Source organism: Sphingomonas sp. Leaf257 (assembly GCF_001422185.1).
Lineage (GTDB): Bacteria > Pseudomonadota > Alphaproteobacteria > Sphingomonadales > Sphingomonadaceae > Sphingomonas > Sphingomonas yabuuchiae.
This window is the reverse complement of the sequence record NZ_LMMH01000023.1, coordinates 261,126-285,903: the sequence shown is the minus strand read 5'-3', so window position 1 is coordinate 285,903 and position 24,778 is coordinate 261,126. Positions and strand designations below refer to the sequence as shown.

General features: G+C 66.7%; 17 protein-coding genes and 2 pseudogenes. 6 read left to right on the top strand and 13 right to left on the bottom strand.

Translation table 11 applies throughout. The features are described 5' to 3' along the window. The first annotated feature begins 16 nt into the window (after positions 1-16). A pseudogene (locus tag ASF14_RS20850) lies at positions 17-515 on the top strand (DUF427 domain-containing protein). A 3-nt stretch (positions 516-518) separates the two neighbouring features. On the opposite strand, the gene ASF14_RS12160 reads toward ASF14_RS20850, so the two are convergent. Next, positions 519-3,014 carry an ABC transporter permease gene (locus ASF14_RS12160; RefSeq protein ID WP_056435076.1) on the bottom strand — a complete coding sequence of 832 codons (2,496 nt, stop codon included), beginning with the start codon at positions 3,012-3,014 and terminating at the stop codon, positions 519-521. Next, positions 3,011-3,685 (bottom strand): ABC transporter ATP-binding protein, encoded by a 675-nt coding sequence (locus ASF14_RS12155; protein ID WP_056435074.1) that lies wholly within the window; start codon positions 3,683-3,685, stop codon positions 3,011-3,013. The genes ASF14_RS12160 and ASF14_RS12155 overlap by 4 nt, the downstream gene beginning before the upstream one ends. A gap of 24 nt (positions 3,686-3,709) precedes the next feature. Here ASF14_RS12155 and ASF14_RS12150 point away from each other — a divergent pair, with 24 nt between their 5' ends. After that, positions 3,710-4,426 (top strand): arylesterase, encoded by a 717-nt coding sequence (locus ASF14_RS12150; protein WP_056435072.1) that lies wholly within the window; start codon positions 3,710-3,712, stop codon positions 4,424-4,426. Here ASF14_RS12150 and ASF14_RS12145 read toward each other — a convergent pair. From ASF14_RS12145 to ASF14_RS12110, 8 genes are all read right to left on the bottom strand, one after another. Beyond that, positions 4,423-5,316, bottom strand: coding sequence for an ATP-grasp fold amidoligase family protein (locus ASF14_RS12145; RefSeq protein ID WP_168371523.1), 894 nt, complete (start codon positions 5,314-5,316; stop codon positions 4,423-4,425). The two genes, ASF14_RS12150 and ASF14_RS12145, sit on opposite strands and share 4 nt — an antisense overlap. A 76-nt stretch (positions 5,317-5,392) precedes the next feature. Continuing rightward, positions 5,393-6,289 carry a Gfo/Idh/MocA family protein gene (locus ASF14_RS12140; protein ID WP_056435068.1) on the bottom strand — a complete coding sequence of 299 codons (897 nt, stop codon included), beginning with the start codon at positions 6,287-6,289 and terminating at the stop codon, positions 5,393-5,395. Between the two features lie 27 nt (positions 6,290-6,316). After that, complete coding sequence (locus tag ASF14_RS12135) at positions 6,317-7,393, bottom strand: LacI family DNA-binding transcriptional regulator (protein ID WP_156361160.1); 1,077 nt, start codon at positions 7,391-7,393, stop codon at positions 6,317-6,319. Between the two features lie 8 nt (positions 7,394-7,401). Next, positions 7,402-8,883: a tryptophan halogenase family protein gene (locus tag ASF14_RS12130; RefSeq protein ID WP_056435065.1), complete on the bottom strand. Its 1,482-nt coding sequence runs from the start codon at positions 8,881-8,883 to the stop codon at positions 7,402-7,404. Beyond that, complete coding sequence (locus ASF14_RS12125; protein ID WP_056435063.1) at positions 8,880-9,911, bottom strand: cupin-like domain-containing protein; 1,032 nt, start codon at positions 9,909-9,911, stop codon at positions 8,880-8,882. Before ASF14_RS12125 ends, ASF14_RS12130 begins: the two co-directional genes overlap by 4 nt. Next, positions 9,904-10,623, bottom strand: a complete 720-nt coding sequence (locus tag ASF14_RS12120; RefSeq protein ID WP_056435425.1) for a SapC family protein — start codon at positions 10,621-10,623, stop codon at positions 9,904-9,906. The genes ASF14_RS12125 and ASF14_RS12120 overlap by 8 nt, the downstream gene beginning before the upstream one ends. Continuing rightward, the gene (locus tag ASF14_RS12115; RefSeq protein ID WP_056435422.1) at positions 10,623-12,140 is read right to left on the bottom strand and encodes a tryptophan halogenase family protein; all 1,518 of its coding nucleotides are present in this window, start codon (positions 12,138-12,140) and stop codon (positions 10,623-10,625) included. The genes ASF14_RS12120 and ASF14_RS12115 overlap by 1 nt, the downstream gene beginning before the upstream one ends. 100 nt (positions 12,141-12,240) lie before the next feature. After that, entirely contained in the window at positions 12,241-15,285 is a 3,045-nt protein-coding gene (locus tag ASF14_RS12110) for a TonB-dependent receptor (protein ID WP_056435061.1), read from the bottom strand. Between the two features lie 176 nt (positions 15,286-15,461). Between ASF14_RS12110 and ASF14_RS12105 the strand changes: the two genes are divergently transcribed. Then, on the top strand, positions 15,462-17,735 hold the full coding sequence (locus tag ASF14_RS12105; protein WP_443025794.1) for a beta-glucosidase: 2,274 nt from the start codon (positions 15,462-15,464) through the stop codon (positions 17,733-17,735). A 54-nt stretch (positions 17,736-17,789) separates the two neighbouring features. Next, positions 17,790-18,995, top strand: coding sequence for an MFS transporter (locus ASF14_RS12100; protein WP_056435059.1), 1,206 nt, complete (start codon positions 17,790-17,792; stop codon positions 18,993-18,995). Between the two features lie 36 nt (positions 18,996-19,031). Here the strand turns inward: ASF14_RS12100 and ASF14_RS12095 are convergent. Beyond that, a pseudogene (locus tag ASF14_RS12095) lies at positions 19,032-20,054 on the bottom strand (glycoside hydrolase family 43 protein); the annotation flags it as partial. Positions 20,055-20,229: 175 nt separating this feature from the next. Between ASF14_RS12095 and ASF14_RS12090 the strand changes: the two are divergent. Further along, complete coding sequence (locus ASF14_RS12090; protein WP_056435055.1) at positions 20,230-21,111, top strand: polysaccharide deacetylase family protein; 882 nt, start codon at positions 20,230-20,232, stop codon at positions 21,109-21,111. Here the strand turns inward: ASF14_RS12090 and ASF14_RS12085 are convergent. Together ASF14_RS12085 and ASF14_RS12080 are read right to left on the bottom strand one after the other, a co-directional pair. Then, positions 21,108-22,646, bottom strand: coding sequence for a GMC family oxidoreductase (locus tag ASF14_RS12085; RefSeq protein ID WP_056435053.1), 1,539 nt, complete (start codon positions 22,644-22,646; stop codon positions 21,108-21,110). The genes ASF14_RS12090 and ASF14_RS12085 overlap by 4 nt on opposite strands. Further along, a complete protein-coding gene (locus tag ASF14_RS12080) occupies positions 22,643-23,998 on the bottom strand; it encodes an alpha/beta hydrolase (protein ID WP_056435051.1) in 1,356 nt (451 codons plus the stop codon). The genes ASF14_RS12085 and ASF14_RS12080 overlap by 4 nt, the downstream gene beginning before the upstream one ends. 193 nt (positions 23,999-24,191) lie before the next feature. On the opposite strand from ASF14_RS12080, the gene ASF14_RS12075 reads away from it, so the two are divergent. Continuing rightward, on the top strand, positions 24,192-24,761 hold the full coding sequence (locus ASF14_RS12075; RefSeq protein ID WP_172839659.1) for a Dps family protein: 570 nt from the start codon (positions 24,192-24,194) through the stop codon (positions 24,759-24,761). The last annotated feature ends 17 nt before the right edge of the window (positions 24,762-24,778 follow it).

The following is a 24,778-nucleotide window of genomic DNA, read 5'->3' as shown; positions in this document are numbered from 1 at the left end:
GCCACGTTATCGTGCCATGACCAAGCCCAAGCCCGATCCCGTCGGCCCCGGCCAGCAAAGCGTCTGGACCTATCCGCGCCCCGCCATCGCCCAGCCGAGCGCGCGCCATGTCCGGATCGCGCATTGCGGTATCGTGATCGCCGATACCCGCGCGGCCGTCCGGACGCTGGAGACCAGCCACCCGCCCAGCTGGTATCTGCCGCCCGCCGATATCGACCGGCGCGTGCTGCGCCGGTCGATATCGGCGGTCCTTCTGCGAATGGAAGGGCGAGGCGATCTACTGGCATGTCGATCTGGGCGGCACGCTGCTCCGCGATGTCGCGTGGAGCTATCCGAACCCGACGCCGGGCTTTGCGATCCTGCGCGATCATCTCGCCTTCTACGCCGCGCCGTTCGACCGTTGCACGATCGATGGCGAGCAGGTCCGGCCGCAGCCGGGCGGCTTCTATGGCGGCTGGATCACGGCCGATCTGGCGGGGCCGTTCAAGGGCGGGCCGGGCAGCATGGGCTGGTAGGCCTCACAGCGCGCGGAGCGCCGCCGACGGCCTTGCCCGCAGCACCGGCAGGGTTCCGGCCACGCCGATGCCCACCGTCACCACCGCGCCGGTCGTCAGCGTGGCGAGGATGACGCTCCAGTCGGGAAGCCATTCGAACTCAAAGATGCGGGTGACGACGAACCACCCGCCGCCCGCGCCCAGCACCAGCGCCACCAGCCCGACAATGGCCGCGAGCAGCGCATATTCGATCGCCTGCATCGCCAGCACCTGTGCCCGTGTCGCGCCCAGTACCTTCAGCATGACCGCATCATAGGTCCTCGGCGCCCGCGCCGCCGCGATCGCGCCGAGCAGCACGGCGATCCCCGCCAGCACCGCGATCCCGGCCGCGACGGTGATGGCGGTCGCCATCTGCCCGACGACGTCCTGGATCTGCTTCAGCACTCCGCCGACCTCGACGACCGAGGTGGACGGAAAACGGGGCAGCAAGGCACGCGTGACGGCCGAGCCTTGCGCGGCGGGCATGTCGATGGTCGCCGCCAGATTGTGCGGCACGTCCTGTAGCGCGCCGGGCGAGAAGACCATCACGAAGTTGAAGCCGAGCGTGTCCCATGCGATCCGCCGGAACGATGCGATCCGCGCCGTGCGCTCCAGCCCCAGTACCGAAACGGTCAATGGGTCACCGATCCGCAGGTTCAGCGCTTTGGCCAGCCGTTCGTCGATCGACACCAGGCTTTGGCGTTGCTCCGCTCCGTTCCACCACCGCCCGGCGGTCAGCGTGCTGCCGGGGGGCGGGGTCGCGGCGAAGGTCAGCCCACGCTCGCCCCGCAGTGCCCATGCGCCGTCGGGGATCGACTTGAGGTCGGCGACCCGCGTCGTGCCATAGGCGGTGATCGTGCCGCGCATCAATGGAGCCGTGGCGATGCGGGCCGTGGGGGCGACCGAGGTGACCGTGTTGCGGAATTCAGCTTCACGCTCGGGCGGCACGTCGAGCGCGAACAAGGCGGGTGCCCGGGCCGGCACCGAACGGCGGATATTGCCGTCGATGCTGGTGCGGATGCTGGCGAGCAGTACGAACAGGGTCAGGCCGAGGCCGAGGGCGACGACCAGCGATACCGTCCGCGAACCGGGGCGATAGAGCGCGGTGAGCGCCAGTCGCGGCAAGGGGCGGCGCGGCCGGGGGAGGCGACGTGCGACGGCGCGGACCGCCACGCCGATCGCGACCAGCATGCCCAGCGTCCCGGCGGTCGCGCCCAGAAAGGCGGCGGCAAAGCCCGGACGTTCGGTGGTCGACAGCGCCAGTGCCACGACAGGAAGGCCCGCGGCCATACCCCAGAGGCTTCCCCGCCATCCCCCACCGGACCGCGAGCCCAGAACGCCGCGCAACAGGGCCGCGGCCGGAACCCTGCCCGCTGCGACCAGAGGCCGCGCGCAAAAGGCCAGCGCGATCAGCAGGCCATAGGCCGCCGCCAGCGCCAGCGGCCCCGGCGCGATGGTCAGCCCCGGCGATACCGGCAACACGGCTCCGACGGCGATCCCGACCAGCGGCACCGCGACGATCCCCGCCATCAGGCCGAGCAGAATGCCGACCCCGGCGACCGCCAGCAGTTGCAGCAGATAGACTTTCGCTACCAACCTGGATGTCGCGCCCAGCACCTTCAGCATCGCAATCGTCGAGCGTCGCGCCTCCAGATACGAACTGACGCCATTGCCGACCCCGATCCCCGCAATGACCAGTGCGGCCAGTCCGACCAAAGTCAGGAACTCGGCCATGCGCGCGACGAAGCGGCTGGCCCCGGGCGAGGCCCGGTCGCGGGTCCGCGTTTCCCATCCGGCGGTCGCAAAGCGCCGCTCGAACGCCTTGGCGATCCGCGACGGATCATGGGTCGTGGCAAGCCGATATCTGCTCTCGTACAGGCTGCCGGGCTGGATCAGCCCGGTGCGGTCCAGCCCGCCGCGCGACACGATGGCCACCGGCCCCAGCGTAAAGCCCTCGCCGAGCCGATCGGGCTCGTCCGCGATGATCCCGCCGACCCGGAACGGGGCCGTCCCGAAGCGAAGCATGTCGCCCGTCTTGATCGAGAGACGCTCTGCCAGTCCGCGACCGATCCACACGGTTTTGGCGTTCGGTGCTCGTACAACCTGCCCATCGGTCAGGGTCAATTGGCCGTAGAGCGGGTAGGCCGCGTCGACCGCCTTCAACTGGACGGGCGCGGTCGTCCCCTTCGCCGTGACCGCCATCGACTGCATCCGCTGGGTTTCCGAGACGCGTCCGGCCGCCCGCATCGCCGCCAGTTCGGGCGGATCGGCCCGGCGTTGCGACACTGCAAATTCCAGATCTCCGCCCAGCAGCACTCGCCCGCGCGCCGCCAGTTCGCCGCCGATCGCATCGCCCAGGCTGCCGATCGCGGCCAGCGCGCCGACGCCCAGGAACAGGCAAAGCAACAACAGCCGCAGTCCCCGGAAGCGGACCGACAGCTCGCGCCGGGCGAGCTTCCAGGCCAGCGCCCAACTGCTCACGCGACGATCCGACCATCGGCGAGTTCGACCACCCGGTCGCAGCGTCGCGCGAGCGCAGGGTCATGGGTGATGACGACCAGGGTCGCGCCGGTCGCGGCGCGGCGATCGAACAGCAGGTCCATCACGCGCACGCCCGTGGCGCCGTCGAGATTGCCGGTCGGTTCGTCGGCGAAGACGATCCGGGGACGCGGGCCGAGCGCACGGGCGATGGCGACCCGCTGCTGCTCGCCGCCCGATAGCTGGGCGGGATAATGGTCGAGCCGATGCGCCAGCCCGACCGCCGCCAGTTCGGCTTCGGCACGGGCGAAGGCGTCGGTTTCCCCGGCCAACTCCATCGGCACCGCGACATTCTCGCGCGCGGTCATCGTAGGCAGAAGGTGGAAGGCCTGAAGGACGATGCCGATCCGGCCGCGCCGTGCGATGGCCAGACCGTCCTCGTCCAGTGCCCCGAAATCGGTGCCCGCCACTTCGACACGTCCCGAGGTCGCGCGCTCCAGCCCGGACAGCACCGCCATCAGCGAGGATTTGCCCGATCCCGAGGCGCCCAGCAGCGCCAGGCTTTCGCCATCCGCCAGCTCCAGGTCGATGCCCTTCAGGATTTCGACCGGCGCGGCCCCGCCCAGCGTCAGCCTTACATCCGTGGCCCGGATGACCATATTGCCTGCGACCATAGTTGCGGGGATTCCAAGCCAGAGATGATGAAGATGCCATATGTGGCCGGGGCCGCGCTTCTCCAAGCCGCCGCATTGCTGTCGGCGTGCAACAGCCGGAACGATGAGCCATTGCCCACGACCAATGCCGCCACGCCCGTGCCCTCTACCCCGACGTCGCCCAGCGTGCCGGTGTCCGGGCCGAAGCGCGTCGTGCTCGCTTTCGGGGACAGCCTTTATGCGGGTTACGGCCTCCAGCGCGGACAAAGCCTGCCTGATGCGATCCAGGCGCGGCTGCGCGGCCAGGGTATCGATGCGACAGTGGTGAATGCCGGTGTGTCGGGCGATACCAGCGCCGACGGGCGGCGGCGGCTGGCCTATACGCTCGACCGGATGAAGACCAAGCCCGACCTGGTGATGCTGGGTCTTGGCGGCAATGACGTGCTGCGCCAGGTCGATCCGGCCGAGACGCGCGCGAACATGGCGGCGATGCTGGACGAGCTCGACCGTCGCGGCATTCCGGTGATCCTGACCGGCATGATGGCGCCGCCCAATCTGGGACCGGATTTCGGCAAGAGGTTCAACGCGATATGGCCCGATCTTGCGCGGCAGCATAAGGCCGCGCTCGACCCCTTCATCCTTCAGGGTGTGCTGGGGCAGCGGCAATTGATGCTGGGCGACGGGGTCCATCCCAATGCGACCGGTGTCTCGCATATCGCCGATCGCGTAGCGCCGCTGGTGGCGAAGCAGCTTGCCGATTAATCGGACCCTTTGACGGCCAGCGCGTCCATCAGGATGCGACTATAGATACGATGGGTCGCGTTCAGCCGATGAACCCCGGCGGCCGAGGGGGCGATGCCCAGCGAGGCGGCGGGGGTGAAGGTCAGTTCGCCGAAATAGATGCCGTCGTCGCCATCATACAGGTCGACACGGACGAACGGGAAGGGTGCCGACAGCGCCTCGGCCATGGCGATCATCCTGTTCAGCCGCTCGCGATCGGCAGGCGAGAAGCTGGCTGGGGCGTGCAAGCCATCACGCTCGTCCATCGGCGTGAAGTTGGGCACGTGGAAAAGGCGACTCCATGACGCCCCGAAGCGGCCATGGTCGATCTGGCAGAGCAGCGGCTGGCCGTGGACACAGTGGAATTTGTAATCGTCGGGCGGCCCCGGCACATGGGTCGGGATCATCGCTTCGACGATGATCTTCCGCTCCAGCCCGGCATATTGCATCTCCCGCAACAGGGTCGAATAGTCGCGCAGGGACAGGTCGTAGAGGGCGTTCAGGTTCGAGGGCTGTTTAAGATCACGCAGGAACGTCACGGCACCGCTGGCGTGGGTCGGCTTCGCGACGGCATCCGTGCCCATAAAGGGCTCAAGCAGGTGAAACAGATGCTTGACCGAGTCCACCGCCGTAATGGGGATGACCAGAAGCGTTTCCGGGGCGGCGATGCCGGGGCAGAGGCGCCTGGCCTCGATCTTGGCCGTTTCCTTGTCGATAAAGGCGCGGTGCAGCCGCGACCAGTCCGGGTCGATCATGCGAGCGAAGATGACGTCGTTGATAAGAGCGTCCGCCGCATCTGCCGGTAGCGGCCAACGACCGAAACGCCGGACAAAATGCTCGCCCGCGATCAGGTGGTTGAAGGCGCGCGTCATCGGCAAAGCCATGTCGCGGACGAAACCAGGATTTTCGTTTCTGGACAGTGGTATAGGACGTAGCTGTGACAAGGGTTCAGAGACCCTCGGCGTGACGGGTGATCGCCTCGCACAGTCGATGCGTCGCCAGGATCGCATCGACGTCGGTCGGGCGGCGCTCCCTGGCGGCGGACAGAAATTCGACACACATCGCCTCGAACCCGCGCTGCTCGCCGACCGTGGTCCAGTCGCCCCGGCGCCGATGCCATTCGCCGCCATCCATGTGCCGTTCCTCGGCCATGTTGAGGACGGAATGGCGAAGGCCGTTGCCGATCACGTCGAGCCGCTCTTCGTTCAGCCCGCTATTGCGGTGCATGGTCCCGATCGCGGTAAAGCCATCGCCTGCCAACATCAGCGTGACCGAAAGCAACTGGCCCTGTTCGACATGCGTCTCGATCGTCCGGCGCAGGACCGGGCCGGGCGCCAAGAACAGCAGCGTGTCGATGACATGGAGGAAGTCGTCGAAGATCACCCGCCGCGGCGCATCGGGCTGTCGATGGCGGTGCTTTTCCATGACGATCAGGTCGCCCTGCAAGGCTTTCAGCGCAACATGGCCGGGGGCGAAACGGCGGTTGAAGCCGATGGTCAGCAGCGTCTCCTGCCGCTGCGCCAGTGCCACCAGCTGCTCGACCTGCCCGAGCGTGTCGGCGAGCGGCTTGTCGACCAGGGTCGGGATGCGCCGGTCGAGCAGGGTCTCTACCAACGCCGGATGCGCATCGGTCGCGGCGTGAACGAAGGCGGCATCGAAGCTCTCGGTGCGAAGGGCTTCATGCAGGCTGGAATGAAGTCCGGCAACGCGAAAGCTGCGCCCGGCCTGCTCAAGCACCTGCGCGTTGCGGGTGGCAAGGTGCAACTGGAGGTCGGGCATGGCCGACAGGACCGGCAGATAGGCCTTGTGCGCAATGTCGCCCAATCCTGTGACCAATATTCGCATGTCGCCTCCAAGTCCTTCAAACCACGCCTATCGCATGTCGGTGCGCTTGTCCTCCCTTGGCGGAGCGGTCGAGGCGCGGATGGCGAGTTGGGCGGGGGTGACGACCGGCACGCTCGGTATGTCCTGACCGGCCTGCTCGGCGATGATAAGTTCGACCGCGCGGGCAGTGACGGCGGCGATCGGCTGGACCACGGCGGTCAGCGGGGGATGGACGAAGCGGACGATGGGGGTGTCGTCGAAACTGACCAGCGACAGGTCGCGCGGTACGCTCAACCCCCGTTCGCGGGCCAGTTCCAGCGTGGCCAGCGCCATCTGATCGTTGCTGGCGATGATCGCGCTCGGGGCAACATCGCCGTCGAACAGTGCCGAGGCGGCGGCGCGCCCCGAAGCGAAGCTGAAATCGCCCTGCGCCAACAGACTCTCGCAAGCCAGCCCCGCCGCCGCCATGCTGGCACGCCATCCCGCGACCCGCCAGCCGCTGAGTTCATACTCGTCCGGCCCGGCGATGAAGCCTATCCGCCGATGGCCGAGCGCGATCAGATGATCGGTCGCCTGTCGTGCCGCGCCCTCGTCATCCAGCGACAGGGCAAAGCCGGGGCCGGGCTTGAGCGATCCGATCCGCGCAAAGCTGATCCCCTGCGCCTCCAGCAAACCGGAGATCAACGGGTTCTCGGAATGCGGCGGGGTCAGGATCACGCCATCGGGTTGCAGCGCGGCGATCGCGGCCAGCAACTCGCGCTCGATATGGTCGCTATGCGTATCGACCAGCTCGACGATCAGGCGATAGCCATGCTCGGCGCAGGTCAGCATGCCCCCCAGCATCATCTGGTCGACCCAGTCGGTGCCCTGCCGGTTGCGCCAGTCGGCGATGGTGCGTTCCCGGTCGTTGAGCGCGACGATCAGATAGGATCGCGATCCCCCCATGCGCTGCGCCGCGATCGAGGGGACATAGCCCAGCCTGGCGATCGACGCCTGGACCCGCTCCATCATCTCGGGGCGGACATTGGGTTCCTTGTTGATGACCCGGCTGACGGTCTGGAGCGAGACGCCCGCATCGGCGGCGACATGACGGATGGTGACGGACTGGCGGCGGCGCGGCGGCATAGGCGAGGTCAGGCCGCCGTGCCGCAGTGGTGCGCGACATAGTCCGCATGGGGCGGCAGGCCGCGCACCGTCGTCGCGATATTTTGGCGCAGCGTGGTCAGCAGCCGGTCCAATTCCTCGTCGGACAGCCGCGCGGTGATCGGATGATGGCTCTCCGGCTTGATGCCCTGGCCCATCATCACCTGCACCCAGCTGTTCTCGGCGAACAGCTCGTCATTGCGGCGGAAGACGCGGCCCGTCTCGCGGAACAGCGCGATCCTGTGCGCCAGGCTGTCGGGCACCTCCATGTCGGCGCATTGCCGCCAGAAGGCGGAGTCGCGCCGTTCATGGACCTTGTAGTGCAGGATCAGGAAGTCGCGGATCTGCAGCATGTCGGTCATCTGCTGATCGTTGAACTCCGCCACGTCATACGCGCTGATCGGGCCGCCCGGGAGCAGGCGGATCAGTCGCAGGATGGCACGCTGGATCAGGTGGATGCTCGTCGACTCCAGCGGCTCCAGGAACCCGCCCGACAGGCCGACCGCGATGCAGTTGCGATGCCATTGCTTGCGCCTTGCGCCGGTCTGGAAACGCAGCATGTTGGGCTCGGTCAGCACCTGGCCCTCGACGGTGGATAACAGCCTTTCGCGTGCCGCGTCGTGATCCATGTAGCGGCTGCAATAGACGATGCCGTTGCCCGCCCGGTGTTGCAGCGGGATGCGCCATTGCCACCCGGCCTCATGCGCGATGGCGCGGGTATAGGGGACGGGGGGCCGCACGCTTTCGGTCTGCACCGCGACGGCGGCGTCGCAGGGCAAATAATGGCTCCAGTCGTCGAACCCGACATGCAGCGCGCGGTCGATCAGCAGCGCGCGAAAACCGGTGCAGTCGAGGAACAGGTCGCCCTCGACCCGCCTACCGTCGTCCAGCACCAGGGCGGCGATGTCGCCGCTATCGGGGTTCAGCGCGACCTCGGCAATCCGCCCCTCGATCCGCGTCACGCCGTCGCCCTCCGCCATGCCGCGCAGGAAGCGACCGTAGAGCGTGGAGTCGAGCTGATAGGCATAGTTCATCCGCTCGTCGGGGAGATGCGCGAACCGGCCCTCGCGCGCGGCGATCAGCTCCAGGCAGTAATCGTCATAGGGCGCGTCATGCCCTCGACGGAGGCCGTCCAGCCAGAAATGCTGGAACCCCGCCGCCCAGTGATCCTTGCCGGTCAGCCCGAAGGAATGGAAATAGCGGTCCTCCGGCCCTTTCCACCCGTCGAACTGGATGCCCAGCTTGAAGGTCGCCTGGGTCGCGGCCATGAACTCGGCCTCGTTGATGCCGAGCAGTCGGTTGAAGGTGATGATGGGCGGAATGGTCGACTCGCCGACGCCGATCGTGCCGATCGCGTCCGACTCCACCAGCGTGACGGTGACCGCACGGCCCAGCGTCCGAGCCATGGCGGCGGCGGCCATCCAACCGGCGGTGCCGCCCCCGGCGATCACGATACGGCGCGGCGTGCTCATCGGCTGAGCGCCCGCAGCAGGAAGGCACGGATGCGACCCGCCAGGTCGGGCGTCATCGGGTCCAATATGCCGCGCCCGCCCTCGGGTATATGGGCGACCACGCTATCGTCATTGGCGAAGACATAGTGGTCGAACATGGCGCGCCAATGCGCCTTCTGGTCGGCGGGCAGGTCGCGGATCGTCATCATCGCGTGGTTCAGTGCCTCTTGCGGCTGGCCCAGCCAGCGGGGCGCGTCGCGCCACCAGTAATTGACCAGCACGTTGAAATCCTCGGTCCCTTCGACATGGTGCCACCAGAGGGCAGGGATGAACACCGCGTCCCCCGCCGCCAGGTCGGCGACCTGCGCGGTTACCAGCGCGTCGGCGAAGCGGGGATGGCGCTCGAAATCGGGGGCGTGGAAATCGACCATGCTGACCGCGCGGCCCGCTGGTGTATTGTCGACGGGGCCGAGATAGAGGTTGCGGAACTGCTCGCGCGGAAAGACCGTGAAGCGGCGGCGGCCGACCGCGCAGACGGCCAGATTGTGCGGCACGTCATTATGCGCGGCGATCCGGGTGCGGGTGCCGATCCAGATGCTGGCCAGCAGCTCGCGCTCGCCCAGATCGATATGGTTGGCCTCGTGCAGTCCGTCGAAAAACTGGTGCATGTCTATCGAGGCGAGATAGATGGAGGGAGCGTCGGGCCGGCCCGCAAATTCCGCGATGCGGGCGAAGATCTCGGGAAGGCGCGCCTCCATCATGCGGAAGTTCATCCCCATGGCGTCGTCGTAGAACAGCCGCCCGCCGCTGCCCGGCACGCCGACCGAGACGGTGAAGGGCCGGTCGCGATGATGGTCGAGCAGATACGCCCGCGCCGCCTCCGCCGAACGCCGCCCGGCCTGGACCAGCGGCCAGTCGGCGGCGAGCCCGCGCACGACGAAGGGGCGGTCGGCGGCGCGCAGCAACCGGTCGAGTTCGGCCGCACCGGCGACCGTCACCTCGGGCACCGGGGGAAGGGCGGTCAGCCGCCCCGGATTGGCGTCAGCCACGCGCAGCCCGCCGGTTGCGCCGCGCGATCAGGGCGCTGAACTGGCTGAGCGAGGCCATCGCCATATAGATGGGCTCCAGATGGCCCGCCGCCTGAAGCTCGGCCAAGGCCGTACCGCTCAGCGAGTTTAATCGTGCCTCGTCGATGATGTGATAGCCGACCAGCCGGTTGTCCGACCGATCCTCCAGCGTCACCTCCAATGTGAAGGGCTCGAGCAACGCGTGCCGCTGGAGCGCGGCGAAGAAATCGCCTGACTCGCGAAAGCCATGGTCGAGTTCGCGGATCTGTTCGATCACCCGTTCCAGATAGGGCGTGGGGCGGCCATGCTTGTCGAATACGCGCACGCCTTCGTCGCCGGTCGCGATGCGGGGGGAGGCGACATCGACATGGATCTGCTTGGGGCCGTCCTCATCGGGACGGCCGCCGATCAGGAACGGCTGGATATCGATCGCCAGGGGGCGGTAGCGCGCGTCCCAGCGGCCATCCGCCAGATAGAGATTCTCGCCATTCTCGAACCCGAACATGGCCAGCGCGCTGAACCGGTCGCGGGTTTCGTTCAGGCGGAACAGGATGGGGTATTCGGCCTGGAGCGCGCGGAACTCGGCGGGCACGACAATGCAGGCCATGCGGGCATCACCCAGTGCGGCGTCGCGGCGCTCCTGGATGCGCAGGTCGCGGTGGTCGTCGGGGGTCAGGGCTTCGTGGCGGGACATCAGGCGCATTTCTCGGAAAGGGGGGCCTGTTCGGCGCGCAGGGCGTCGAGATAGGCGCGGTTGGTCGGCAGGCTCGCAGCCAGCGCGCGGCCGCGCTGGTCGATCTGGCGAAGCTGGCTCGGCAGGTCGGGCCGATGCGGGCGCGGCAAGGGTGAGGGCAGGGGGGCGGGAAAACCCATACCCCAAAGGATGTAGCGATAGCTGGCCGCGGGAAACAGTTCATCCTGCATGGGCAGGTCGAGCGCGGACGGGCTGCGATAGCGCCACAGTGCCAGCATCTCGGCCAGTCGGTCGGGTATCGTGGCGGGATCGCGATGCGCCCGCCAATAGGGCTCATTGCGTCGGCTAAGGACATAGTGCAGCTTCAGGAAGTCGACGATCCGTTCCCAGCGATAGGTCGCAAGTGCATTGAAACGCCGCGCCTGGATCGCCATCAGACCGGCGTCGACGGGAAAATCGTCCAGCAGTGCGTCCAGCGCCAACTCGATCATGACGATGGCCGAGGCTTCTAGCGGCTCCATAAACCCCGCCGACTGGCCGATGGCGAGGCAATTGGCCGTCCAAGGCCTGGACCGATAGGCGGAGCGAAAGGTCAGCCGACGCGGCGCGGGGCTATCGCCCGAAATCCGGCGGCAATATTCGGCCAACACGCCTTCCGCCTCGTCGTCGCTCATGAAAGCGGAGGCATAGACACAGCCGATCCCGCGTCGCGTCGGCAGGCCGATGTCCCAGACCCAGCCCGCGCCATGGGCGGTCGCCACGGTCTGCGACGCGATGCGGCTGCCCGGCGCGGCGGGCAGTTGCACCGCGAGCGCGCGGTCGTTGAACAGGATGGAGGAGGCATCGACCGTCTCCACCCCCAGCGCATTGCCGATCAGCAGCGCGGCATGGCCGGTGCAGTCGAGGAACAGGTCGCCTGCGACGCTCCCCGATCCGCGGGTATGGACCGTCGCGATGCCGCCATCCCGGCCGCGTTCGACCCCGGTGACGTGATCGCGCACATGCCGCACGCCCAGACGGGTAGTCGCGTGCCGGGTCAGCAGCGCAGCGAGCTTCGTCGCATCCAGATGATAGGCATAGTTCAGTGCGCCTGCATAATCGGGCATCCCACGCTGGCGCGGAGCAAGGTCCTCGGCACAGACCAGCGGCTGGGGGCAGGTGGCGAAGGCATAGGGGATATCGCGGGGCAGGTCGGCGGGGTCGGCATCGATCGGTGGCACGAAGGGATGGTAATAGCGATCATCGCTTGCGCCGGTCGCCCATCCGTCGAAGCGAGTCCCCTGTTTGAACGATCCGTCGCAGGCGACCAGCAGTTCGGTCTCGGTGATGCCGATCCGCTCCAGCGTACGGCGAATGGTCGGCCAGGTGCCTTCTCCGACCCCGAGCGTCGGCACGTCGGGGGATTCGATCAGCGTGACCGTCACCGATCCGGCGGTGGCGGCGGCAATGCGGGCGGCGGCCAGCCATCCGGCGGTTCCGCCGCCGACGATCACGATCCGGGTGATAGCCTTGTCCACCGCAGTCCCGATCCCCGGCCCATCTTCCAAGCCCGCAAATTGCCCATATGATCCGCGAAAAGCCAGCCATTCCTCGGCGGGAAAGCTGGCTTTCCCGTCGTCAGAAGGTGAAACGCACGCCCGCCGAGTAGCGCGCATCCTGCTTGGTCACGAAGTTGACGTTGCGATCCGAGCGGAGGTGGCCGCTGCGGTTCTCGCCCAGCAGGTTGATGCCCTCGGCAAAGATCGCGACGCTCTTGGTCAGCGCATAGCTGGCGCTGGCGTCCAACTGGCCATAGGTGTTGACATAGACCGGGTTGATGCCCGCTCCGGCCAGATAGCCCCGGCGCCAGTTATAGGCCGCGCGTGCCTGGATACCGAACTTGTCATAGAACAGGACCGCGTTGGCGCTGTCCGACAGGCCGGTGATCGCGAATTGCGACACGCTGGCGGGTTGTCGGTTGTCATAGTTCCGGTTCCCGTTGACGATCGTGTAGTTCAGGATCGTGCCGAAGCCGGTGTCCCAGAAGCTGTGCTGGATCGCGAACTCGAAGCCGTCGACCTTGGCGGTCTGATCGCTGTTGAACGGCGTCGTGACGACGAAATTGACCAGCGGATCATTGGGTTGCGCGACGATCGTACCGTTGACCACGCCGCCGGGGAAGTTGGCGCCGATATAGTCGCGGATCTGCGCGAAGGTGGCATTGGCCCCCAGTGCGTTGATCGCCGCCTGATAGCGCGGGCCATTCTGGGTCACGCCGTTGAAGCTCGTGGTGGGCGAGGTCAGGCCGGGCACCGTCAGATTGACCTGCGTATTGCCGATATAGTTCGACACGACCTTGTGGAAGAAGCCGACCGAGATGTAGCTGTCCGGCTTGTAATACCACTCCGCCGACAGATCGATATTCTTCGACTTGTACGGGATCAGATTGGGGTTGCCGACCCGGCCCGTGCCGCCGCCGATGCGGAACAACTGATCCAGATTGCGACCGCCCTGCAGGCTACCATAATCGGCGCGGGTGATGGTGTGGCTGTACGAGGCGCGCAGCTTGACGTTTTCCAGCGGCTGGAAATCGAAGTCGACCGAGGGCAGCCAGTTTTGGTAGCGGCCCTTGAACGTCGTGAAGCCGCTGCCCGAGAACAGGATGTTGAACTCGTTCTGCGAGTTCTGCCGCGCACCCACCGGGGTCGGCACCAGCGCGGAGGCCGAGACGTCGGTATTCTCGAACCGCAAGCCTGCGATCAGGTGCGCGGGGCGCGCAAACAGGTCCATCTTGCCGTTGAACTGGAAGTAAGGCGCGACGGTTTTCTCCCGGATGCGCGAGTCCGTCGTGTACGGGATCAGGCACTGGCCGTTGCCCCCGCAAATGCCATAGGCCTTGTCGAGCAGCGACACCATCGACGGCAGGTCGAAGCCGTAGAAGGACTTCACGATCGCCGCATCGTTGGCGCCGCCGATGCCGGAAAATTTGTCGGGCACGCTGATCTGCTGGAACAGATCGTCGGGGATCAGGGCGGCGGCCGCCGCACGCTGGGCCGCGCTGTCGCCGCCGGTGCCGCCCCAGGTGTCGTTCTGAAGCACGCTATAGGCCGAGCGCACCTTGTTGTCGGTATAGTCGAAACCCCAGTCCAGGCTGTCGAGGAAGCCCTGTTCATGGTCGTAATGGCCACGGAACTGGACCTGATTGATCTCGTCGCGGAAATAGGAATTGCGGAAGGCACTTCCCGTGGGGACGATGTTCGCGGCGTTCAGCGGGTCGATGCCCGGCTGCATCGCGAAGGAGATGACGGGCAGCTTGTTGTCGAAATTGATCGTCTGGCTCTGCACGCCGAAGATCGCAGTGCCGACCGAGTTGCTGTTACCGTAAGGGTTATCGGGCTTGGACTCCGCAGTGGAATGATGCGCGTCGATCGACAGGGTGACGCCGCCCGGCGCCTTCCAGGTCAGGTTGCCGCCCAGCGACTTGTTGATGCTGCGGCTCGAGGTCTGCGTCGCGGAATAGGCCAGGTCCTTGGCCTCCGCGGCGGTGAAGCGCTCGGTATAGAAGACCGGCCCGGCGATCGGGCCGTTGGTCCAGGCGCTCGACGTGTCGTTATGGTTGTACCAGATGCCGACATTGTTGTCCCGAATGTCGAAGGTGTTCTGCGAATAGGTATAGTCGACCGTCGCGGTCAGATCGTCCATGGGTCGGAATTGCAGGACGGCCTGGCCGTTGATGCGCTCGCGACGGCCGTTGACGATGTTGTAGCTGGCGTTCTGCGGCACCTGATACACGTCATTGGCGCCGGGACGGTTGGTGATGTTGGCGTAGCGCGGATCGCCTTGCTGCGCCAGCGAACCCCAATTGTTCTCCGAGCCGAGATAGCCGTCGCGCCAGCCGACATTGGCCTGGTTCTGGCTGAAATTGCGGCGCTGATAGGCGCCCGTGACCAGCACGCCGATCCGGTCGTCGGCAAAGGTATCGGAGAAGATGCCCGACACTTCGGGCGTGATATCCTTGCCGCCGTTCTGTGAGGTGTCGATCACCCCGCGCGCCGAGATCGAGCCGCGCAGGCCCGACTTGTCGAGCGGACGGGGCGTGCGGATGTTGATGGTCGACCCAATGCCGCCCGACGCCACCGTCGCGCGGCCGGACTTGTAGACCTCGAGCGCGGCGACGCCTTCGGAGGCAAGGTTGGCGAAGTCGAACGAGCGCGAGCCGGGGGCGCTGTTGCCGTCGCCGATCGTCGAGGTCGGCATCTGCCGCCCGTTGAGCGTGACGAGATTATATTCGGCGCCGAAGCCGCGCACCGTCACGAACTGGCCCTCGCCGTTCGAGCGGTCGATCGACACGCCGGTGATACGCTGGAGCGACTCGGCCAGGTTGGTGTCGGGGAACTTGCCCATCTCCTCGGCGCTGATCGCGTCGACCACGCCCTGCGCATTGCGCTTGATGTCGATCGACTGGCGCAAGCTGGCGCGGATGCCGGTGACGACGATATCGCCGTCGCCCTGTGCTGGGTCGGTCGGGCCGGTCGCGGGCGGTTGCGGATCGGTTTGGGCCGGGCCGGGGTTGCCCATCGTCGCGGCGGCATCCTGCGCCAGTGCGGCGGCCGGAAGGGTCAGGGCGACGGTGGAAACACCAATGGCGAAATTGGATAGCAGGCGAGCACGAACGCTACGCATGGAAAACCTCCCCTCGTGAACGGGCGCGGTTATCCGCGCTCTATGAGAACGTTCACTCTGCCAATGCCGGATGACTGTCAAGAGTGTCAGCCATTGATTTTACACGATTGTGAACGTTCTCTGGACAGGCGTGCAGCAATGCAACACAAGGCGGCAAACCGGATGATCGGGGGAGGATGATTGTGACGAAGGGCAAGATGGCAGGCGGTCTGGCGATGATCGCGCTGATCGCGGCGGGCACCGGGGCGTCGGCGCAAACGCAGGTGCGGTCGCCGCAAAAGGCGGCGCGGACCTCCATCGCCGCCGCACGCGCGCGCGCCGACCGGATCGTCGCGAAGATGACGCGCGAGGAAAAGATCCTGCTGGTCCACGGCCTGTTCCCGACCATGGCGGCGGGCAAGTCGAAGGAGGAACTGATCCCCTCGGCTGGGCACATCGACGGCATTCCCCGGCTGGGCGTGCCCCTGGTCCGCGAGAGCGATGCCTCGCTTGGCGTGGCCAATCAGGTCGAGCAGCGGGTCGGCGACGTCGCCACCGCGTTGCCCTCCGGTCTGGCGACGGCGGCCAGCTTCGATCCCGTTATCGCCCGCGCGGGCGGCGCGATGATCGGCGCGGAGGCACGCGACAAGCGGTTCAACGTGCTGCTGGCGGGCGGCGTTAACCTGACCCGCGATCCGTGGAACGGTCGCAATTTCGAATATCTGGGCGAGGACCCGCTGCTGGCCGGAACGCTGGGCGGCGCGCATATCGCGGGCGTTCAGTCGAACCGCATCGTCTCGACGATCAAGCATTATGTGCTGAATGCACAGGAAACCGGCCGCAACATCCTAGACGCGCGGATCGGCGAGGCGGCGCTACGGATGAGCGACCTGCTCGCCTTCCAGATCGCGATCGAGCAGGGGCGACCCGGCTCGGTCATGTGCGCCTATAACAAGATCAACGGCGACTGGGCCTGTGAGAACCGTCATTTGCTGACCGATGTGCTGAAGCGCGACTGGGGCTATCATGGCTGGGTCATGAGCGACTGGGGCGCGGTGCATTCGACCGTGAAGGCTGCCAATGCCGGGCTGGACCAGGAGTCCGGGCAGGAACTCGACAAGGCCATTTATTTCGCCGAGCCGCTCGCCGAGGCGGTGGCCAAGGGGGAGGTGCCCGAGGCGCGACTGAGCGACATGGTCGCCCGCTATCTGACCGGGCTGATCGAGACCGGCGCCTATGATGCGCCGATGCCCACCCAGGCGGTGACGCCCGACTATGCCGCACATGCCGAGGTTGCGCAGCGCGCGGCGGAGGCCGGGATCGTGCTGTTGAAGAACGACGGCAACCTCCTGCCCATCGCCCGCACCGCCAAGCGGATCGTGGTGATCGGCGGCAATGCCGATGTCGGCGTGCTGTCGGGCGGCGGATCGTCGCAGGTCCGCTCGGTCGGCGGTGCGCCGGTCGAAATCCCGCTGGCTTATGGCGGCTCGTCTTCGTTCGCGCGGATCACCTATCACGCCTCGTCCCCGCTCGCCGCGCTGCGCAAGGCACTGCCCGGCGTCGAGATCGAGTGGCAGGACGGGCGCAATCTGAACGCGACGGTCGCGGCGGCGAAGAAGGCGGATATGGCCATCTTCTTTGCGACCCAATGGACGACTGAGGCGGACGATGTGCCCGACCTGCGCCTGCCGAACCAGCAGGACGCCCTGATCGCCGCAATCGCCGCCGCACAGCCGCATACGGTGGCGGTGATGGAAACGGGCGGCCCGGTGCTGATGCCCTGGATCGCGAAGGTCCCCGCTGTCGTCCAGGCCTGGTATCCCGGACAGCGCGGCGGCGAGGCGCTGGCAGCGATCCTGACCGGCCAGGTCGATCCCTCGGGCCGCCTGCCGATCACCTTCCCCGCCGATGCGTCGCAACCGCCGCGCCCACGTCCGGTCGGGCTCGACAAGCTGAGCGAGGTCGAAGCGGCGGCCGCCGCCAATCCGGCGGCGACACCGGCCCCGACGCTTCAGAGCTTCCCGGTCGACTATGTCGAAGGCGCCGATGTCGGCTATCGGTGGTATGAGAAGAAGGGGCTGAAGCCGCTTTTCCCCTTCGGCCACGGGCTCAGCTATACGAGCTTCGCCTATCGCAATCCGATCGTCACCGGCGGCAAGACGGTCCGCGTGACCGTCGATATCGTCAACACCGGCCAGCGCGCCGGGTCGGACGTGCCGCAAATCTATGTGGCGCGCGACGGCAGTGGCGATCCGATGCGGTTGGCGGCGTTCCAGCGCGTGACGCTGAAGCCCGGCGAGACGCGTCGCATCACCCTGATCGCCGAGCCGCGTCTGCTGGCGGATTACGACACCGCGCTCCCTGGCTGGCGAATCCAGGGCGGGGCCTATCGCGTCGCGGTGGCGCATGACGCGACCGACCGGGCGATGGTCAGCACCACCCGGATCGATGCGCAGACGATGAAGCCTTAAGGGAAGCCGTAACGCCCGTTGCCCTTGGCGTGCGATCGGGGGCAAGGGTGGGCGATGGTCCCGCCCTTCGATCGCACCCATCCGCGCCAGCGCCCGCCCCTGGGGCTTTACGCGCTGGCCAATATCGGTGGCGTGGCGGCCTATCTGCCGCTGCTGACCCTACTGGTGCCGATGAAGGTCGAGGCGGTCAGCCCGGATGGCCGGATCGCCTTGCTCTCGCTGGTCGCGGTCCTGGGCGCGGCGACGGCGAGCCTGGCGAACATCCTGTTCGGCTGGCTGAGCGATCGGTCGCAGCGGGCGGGACGTGGTCGGCGGGGCTGGATGGCGATCGGCCTGGCGGGGGTGGCGGCCAGCTATGCCGCGATCGGCATGGCCGCGACTCCCATGATGCTGGTCGCGGCAATCCTGTTCTTCCAGTTCACGGTCAATGCGCTGCTCGCCCCGCTGATGGCGATCATGGCGGAGGAGATACCCGATGCGAAGCGCGGGCTGACGGGCGGCCTGATCGCGCTCGGCAATCCGGCGGCCTCGGCCCTGTCGACCTGGCTGGTGGGCGAAACCGTGCTGGGGGAGCAGGGGCGGCTGGCGGCCATGGTGATAGCGGTCATGCTCTGCGTTCTGCCGTTGCTGCTGGTCGGGGCGGGGGGCGCCATGCCGGACGAGCGCGTCGCGGCCGCGCCGTCACGCCCGCCCAGGCAGGACTTTTTGATCGCGGGCATGGCGCGGCTGTGCATCCAGGTTGCGGCGGTCGTGACCCAGGTCTATCTGCTCTATTATTTCGAAACGATCGTACCGGCCGCCGACTATGCCGATCTGCCCCACTGGGTCGGGCAGGTCTTCACTTTGGCCTTCGTCCTGCCCTTGCCGATCGCCTTGGTGCTGGGGCGGCTGGCGGATCGTATGGAGCGCCGCCGGTATATTCTAGCAATGGCGGCGCTGGTCGCGGCGTTGGGTTTGCTGGCCATGGCCGCAGCCGACAGCCGTCAGGCTGCGGCGGCGGCGTTCATCCTCTACACCGCCGGGTCGTCCGTCTTCGTCGCGCTGCATGCCGGGCTGAGCTTCCAGCTTTTGCCCGATCCCCGGCATCGGGGGCGTGACCTGGGTCTGTTCAACCTGACCAATACCCTGCCGACCATCATCGGCGCGGGCCTGACCTGTACCTTCGCCACGCCGCACGACTTCGACGCGGTGCTGGTCGTGCTCGCCCTGATCACCATGGCGGGCGGCCTGGCGATCCTGGGCGTCAAGGCGTGGCGATAGGATTATTGTCCGAGCAATACCCGCTCAGAGCCGGCGGAGCGGCCCATTGGCGACCGGCTCACCGAAATCGGGCGAGCCGTCGGGGCGGTAACGGAAATACTGCATCCGCGTGTCCCGATTGGGATCGAACAGCGGATCGCCCTTGATCTCCAGATAGTCGCGCGCGTGATAGACCAGCACATCGCGGCCGCGCTCGTCGACTGTGAAGCTGTTATGCCCGGGTCCGAAGACCTTGTGCGCGGTCGAGGTCTTGAAGACCGGTACCGGCGACTTGGACCAGTTGGCCGCATTCATTAGGTCGGCATCGGCATCGCAGGTCAGCATCCCCATGCAATAGCGCGCATCGGTGGCGCTGGCCGAATAGGTCATGAACAGCTTGCCGTTGCGGGCGAGCAGGGCGGGCGCTTCATTGACCTTGAAGCCCTGGATCTCCCAGTCCAGCGTCGGCACCGACAGCCGCACCGGCTTGGCGGCCAGGGTCAGCGCGGTCTTGAGTGGAGCGAGATAGAGGTTGGAGTTGGTCGCGATGCCCGGCTCGCTCTGCGCCCATGCCAGATAACGCTGGCCCTTGTGGACGAAGCTGGTCGAGTCGAGGGTGAAGCTGTCCCATTCGGTCTGCAACTGGCCCAGCACCGACCAGTTGCCGATCATCGGATCGGGGCCGTCGCACACGGCCGCGAAAGTGCGGATGCGGAACACATCCTCGCCGCCGCCGCTCGGCCCCGCCGCGAAATACATGGTCCAGCGGCCATCGATCAGATGCAGCTCGGGCGCCCAGATGAAGCCCGACATCGGCCCGCTCGGCAGATGTCGCCACAGTATCTTCTCGGTCGCGGTGGTCAGACCCGCCAGTGTCTTCGAACGGCGCAGGACCAGCCGGTCATATTCGGGCACCGACCCGGTCATGTAATACCAGCCATCGGTGTGGCGGAAGACCTGCGCATCGGCGCGCTGACGGACCACCGGGTTGACGATGGTCGGTGCGCCCGCCGCCCGAACGATCGAGGGCAATGCCATAGCGGTGGTCGCACCAGCCATGAAGGAACGTCGGGTCAGCATGGTCCATCCTCCGCCTGTCGGCCGCGCCGTCCCGGACGGGATCGTAGCGGTCCTTCTCGTTCGAATCGCCACGAGGCTCATCGAAGTCATTGCCCTAGCCCAAAACTCCGACATTACAAATGCGTGGATAGGGAAGGACCGGGCATCCATTGGCGCGGGGCGACGTTGACGTGTCATGTCTTCTTCCGATCCGGGTCGCTATCCCTTTCGCCCTATCATCGACCGCCCCGCCTATGACTGGCCCGAGGGGCGCAGGGTCGCCATCTATCTGGGCGTCAATCATGAGGTCTTCGACTTTGGCGGCGGCTTGGGAGCCGAGCTGGCGCCGTCGCAGAATCAGCCGGACGTGATGAACTATGCCTGGCGCGACTATGGCAATCGGGTGGGCGCGTGGCGGCTGTTCGAATTGTTCGACCGGCTGGAGCTGAAGACCACGGCGTTGTTGAACGCCGATGTGCTGGATCGCTGTCCGGGGCTGGCCGAGGCCTGTCGCGACCGGGGCGACGAGATCGCTGCGCATGGCGGCAGCAATGCGAAGGCGCAGGGCATGCTGGGGCAGGAGGAGGAACGCCGCCTGATCGCCGACGTGACCGACAGACTGGCCGCGCTCGGCACGCGCCCCACCGGCTGGCTTGGCCCCTGGATTTCGGAGAGCGAGGTGACGCCCGACCTGCTGAAGGCGTCGGGCTATCGCTACGTGCTCGACTGGGCGCATGACGACCAGCCGACCCGGCTGGCGACCGAACATGGCGAGCTTCTGTCGATACCCTATTCGCAGGAGATCAACGACCTGCCCGCCGTGATCCAGCGCAAGCAGGAGGCGGATGTTTTTGCCGCGATGATCCGAGATGCCGTCGCGCAATTGCTGTCCGAGGCCGATCGCCGCCCCTCGGTCCTCGGGATCGCGCTTCATCCCTATATCATGGGGCAGGCGCACCGCGTCCCGCCGCTCGCGCGTGTATTGACGGCGCTGCGCGAGGCTGACGATCCCCGGATATGGTGGACGACCGCCGGAGCGATCGCCGACCATGTCGAGGCGAACGGGCTTGCCGCCTAGCGTCCCGATGCCAGGAAGCGATCCGCCGTGCGCAGCGACAGCGCCATGATCGTCAGCGCAGGGTTCGCGGCCAGCGCGCTGGGGAATACCGAGTTGTCGCAAATCCACAGATTGGCGATGTCGAAGCTGCGCCCGTCCGCATCGACCACGGCCTCGTCGCCATTGTCGCCCATGCGGCAGGTGCCGATGGTATGCGCTGAGCGATCGACCGCGAAAATGTCCTGCGCGCCCGCTGCTTCCCAGATGGCGGTCATGACACGGCGGGAATGCTGGTCGATGGCGCGTTCATTGGCATGATAGCTGAAGTCGATCCGCGCCTTGCGATGGCCGAACGCGTCGGTCTCGTCCGACAGGGTCAGCCGGTTGTCGGGATGCGGCAGGCAATCGCCATTGATGCCGATCCCCGCCATGCGGTTGTAATTACGCAGGATCGACTGAAGCCGCGTCCCCCACATGGCCGCCCCGCGCGCCAGTCCGGTGGCGAGGTTGACCGGCAGTACGCCGAGGCTCTGCATCAGATAGCCCCCGACGTAGTCCGCATCGGCGGGGCGCATCATGTCCTCGCTGATCAGCGAGGAGGGATAGCCCCGGTTCATCCGCAGTTCGTCATCGAAGCGTCCCCAGACCTGGGTCGCGACATGCGCCATGAAGTTGCGGCCGACCTGCCCGCTGGAATTGGCGAGGCCGAGGTTCAGCAGGAGGCGCGGACTCTCGACCCCGCCTGCGCACAGGAAGACGGCGCGGCATCTTTGCCGGTGTTCTTGACCGCCCTGATGATAGACGACCCCGTCGATCCGCCCCTGCTGGTCGAACTCGAAGGACAGCACGCGTGCTTGAGAGCGTATCTCGGCCCCATGCGCGACGGCCATGGGCAGATAACTGGTGTCCATGCTGGTCTTGGCGGCGTTGCGGCAGCCCTGGTGACAGGTGCCGCAATTGACGCAGGCTTGGCGCTGTCCCCAATGCGGTTGTTCGCGGTCGCGCGAGACGAGCGCAGCCGGAGCGTCCGCCACCGTGATGCCCAGCGCCTCGCACCCCCGTGCCATCACCTCGGCGGAGGCATTGCGGGGGACCGGCGGATAGGCATAGCGGCGGCTGTCGTCCCAAGGGTAACGGGCCGGGCCGGAGACGCCGGTAAATGCCTCCACTTCTTTCACATAGGCGATCAGCTCGGCATGGGGGACGGGCCAGTCCGCGCCTTGCCCGGTCATGGTCCTCAGTTGCAGGTCGCGGGGATCGGGGCGTGGGCAGAAGGCGCCCCAGTGGAGTGTCGAGCCGCCGACGCCCATGCCCGAATTGTTGGAGCCGAAGGCGGTCGGGTCGTTGCCGCCGCTCAGTCGCTCTTCCATCCAGTAGATATTGGCGGCGAGTTCGTCAGCGACATGTTCGTTTGGCTTGAAAGACCGTCCTGCCTCCAGCGCGACGACCGAGAGCCCGGCCTCGGCCAGCCGCGCGGTCAGCGGCGCGCCACCCGCGCCGGTCCCGATGACGACGGCATCGACCATCTCGGTCGCGGCATAGGGGGCGCGGCTCATGCGATCTTCTCCTGTACCGTCTGCCAGGCTTCGACATCGTTCGCGCCGGTTCGGCGATAGCCTTCCTTGCGGGGGCCATCGCCGCCGACCGCAAAGCCGTCATAGCCGATCGCCGCCATCGTCGAGGGCAGGGCGGCCCATTGGCGAACGACTTCCGCGCGGACGTCCTGAAACCAGAGGGCCATCTGCGCGGGCGAGAACGGACCCGCATTGGCGGTGGCGTCGTCATTCCCAGTGGCGATCCGGTCCAGCCAGTCGGCCTGCGCATTATGGTCCAGAGCGGCAAAGCCGCCGGTGAGCGCGTCCAGGGCCAGCAACCCTTGCCGCCAGGCCTCTGGATCGGGCGGCAGATCGGCGAAGCGCCAGCCGTCCCCCGACCCCTGCGTGATGGCCAGCTCGACCCGCTGGGCAAGATCATGCGCGGAGACGTCTTCCGGCAGAATGTGGGCGATCAGGGCCTGGACGGTTGCCCGCTCAGCGTCCGACCATGGCAGTCCGGCGTCAGACACCGGACGGATCCGCTCCAGCATGGCAGCGCGGGTGCGGCGGCTGACCCGGTCGGAGCCCAAGATATCCACGAAGCCGGCCGGAAGGGTTGAGGAGGCCAGCCAAGCAGCATGATTTGCAAGCAACTGCGCGAGCGCTTCGGGCTGTTCATAGGGGATCAGGTGCGCGGCACCATCGACCACGCGAATATCGGCGTGACGGTAATGCGGCGCATTGAGCCTGCGCTGCGCATCCTCGTTCAGGTCACCGTCCTCCGAGCCCGCGACGATCAGTGCTGGTATGGAAATTTGGCCGACCTGACCGCGCCAATCCTCCAGGCTCCCCCGTTCCAGCCAGCCGAGCCACGCCTCGCGGCTCGAACGCCGCACGTCTGCCACTGCCCGGTCATGCAGTTCAGGCGGCAGGGGCGACGCGGTATTGGCCTCAACGAAGGTCTCGGCATCGTCCTGCCCGATCGATCCGCCCGCGACCCAGCCGATCATCTGCGCGCGCCGCTCCTCGTCCATCGGTTCGGGCGAGGGGGGCGAGGCGGCGGCGAGCGCAACGCCCAGAACCCCGGCCAACCCGATCTCACCCGCCGCCGCGCGAGCTGCGACGATGGTGGCGATCTTGCCGCCCATGCTGTGTCCGACCAGAATACAGGCGGTCAGCCCGTTGCGGCGGATCGTATCGGCCAGATCATCGGCCATCGCGGCGACATCGGCATAGCCTTCATCAACCCGGTCGCCAAAACCCGGAAGGTCGAGTGCCATGCAAGGCGCACTGCCAAGATGTCGGCACACCAGCTCCCATTCCCCTTTGCTGGAACCCAGGGCGTGGAGAAAGACGAAGGTCGGTTGGATCATGCGGCCGGGTTCCTTGAAAGCCCATGCTTGACGCCGCACGGCACGGTCCGTTCCTGACAAATGCCTCCCAATAAAAATTAATTTGGATCATAGGCGATAATCCTCGCCAGTCGGACGATGCCGGAAAATTCATGGAACCGTGCGCGGGGGCAAGCGCTTGGCCACGGTCCCTATCCATGATCGGAGTAAAGTCGTGGCCGATACCGACCAGGCGCAGCCGCAGTACAAGATCGAATATCGCGAGATCCAGCCCTTCGGCACGTTGAAGGACTTGCCGCTGGGTCTGTCCGACAATGCCCGCAAGCAAAGCGTGTCGATCCTGAACCAAGTGCTGGCCGACACCATGATGCTGCGTGACCTCTACAAGAAGCATCATTGGCAGATGTCGGGTGCGACCTTCTATCAACTGCATCTGCTGCTCGACACCCATTATGAAAAACAGGCCGAACTGGTCGACATGGTGGCTGAGCGTATCCAGGCGCTGGGCGGCATCAGCATCGCGACGCCGCATGACGTGGCCGAGATGACCCGTATCCCGCGCCCGCCGCGCGGCCGCGAGGATGTGCCGACGATGCTCGCCCGCCTGCTGGAGGCGCATCGTATCGTGCTGGAACAGGCGCATGAGGGCGCCAAGACCGCCGACGAGTCCGGCGATGACGGCACCAACGACCTGCTGGTCAGCGACATCATCCGCTCCAACGAGCCGCAGGTCTGGTTCGTCGGCGAGCATCTCGCCGCGACGGCGCTTCAGCGCGCCGACTGACCCCCGATAAAGCAGGA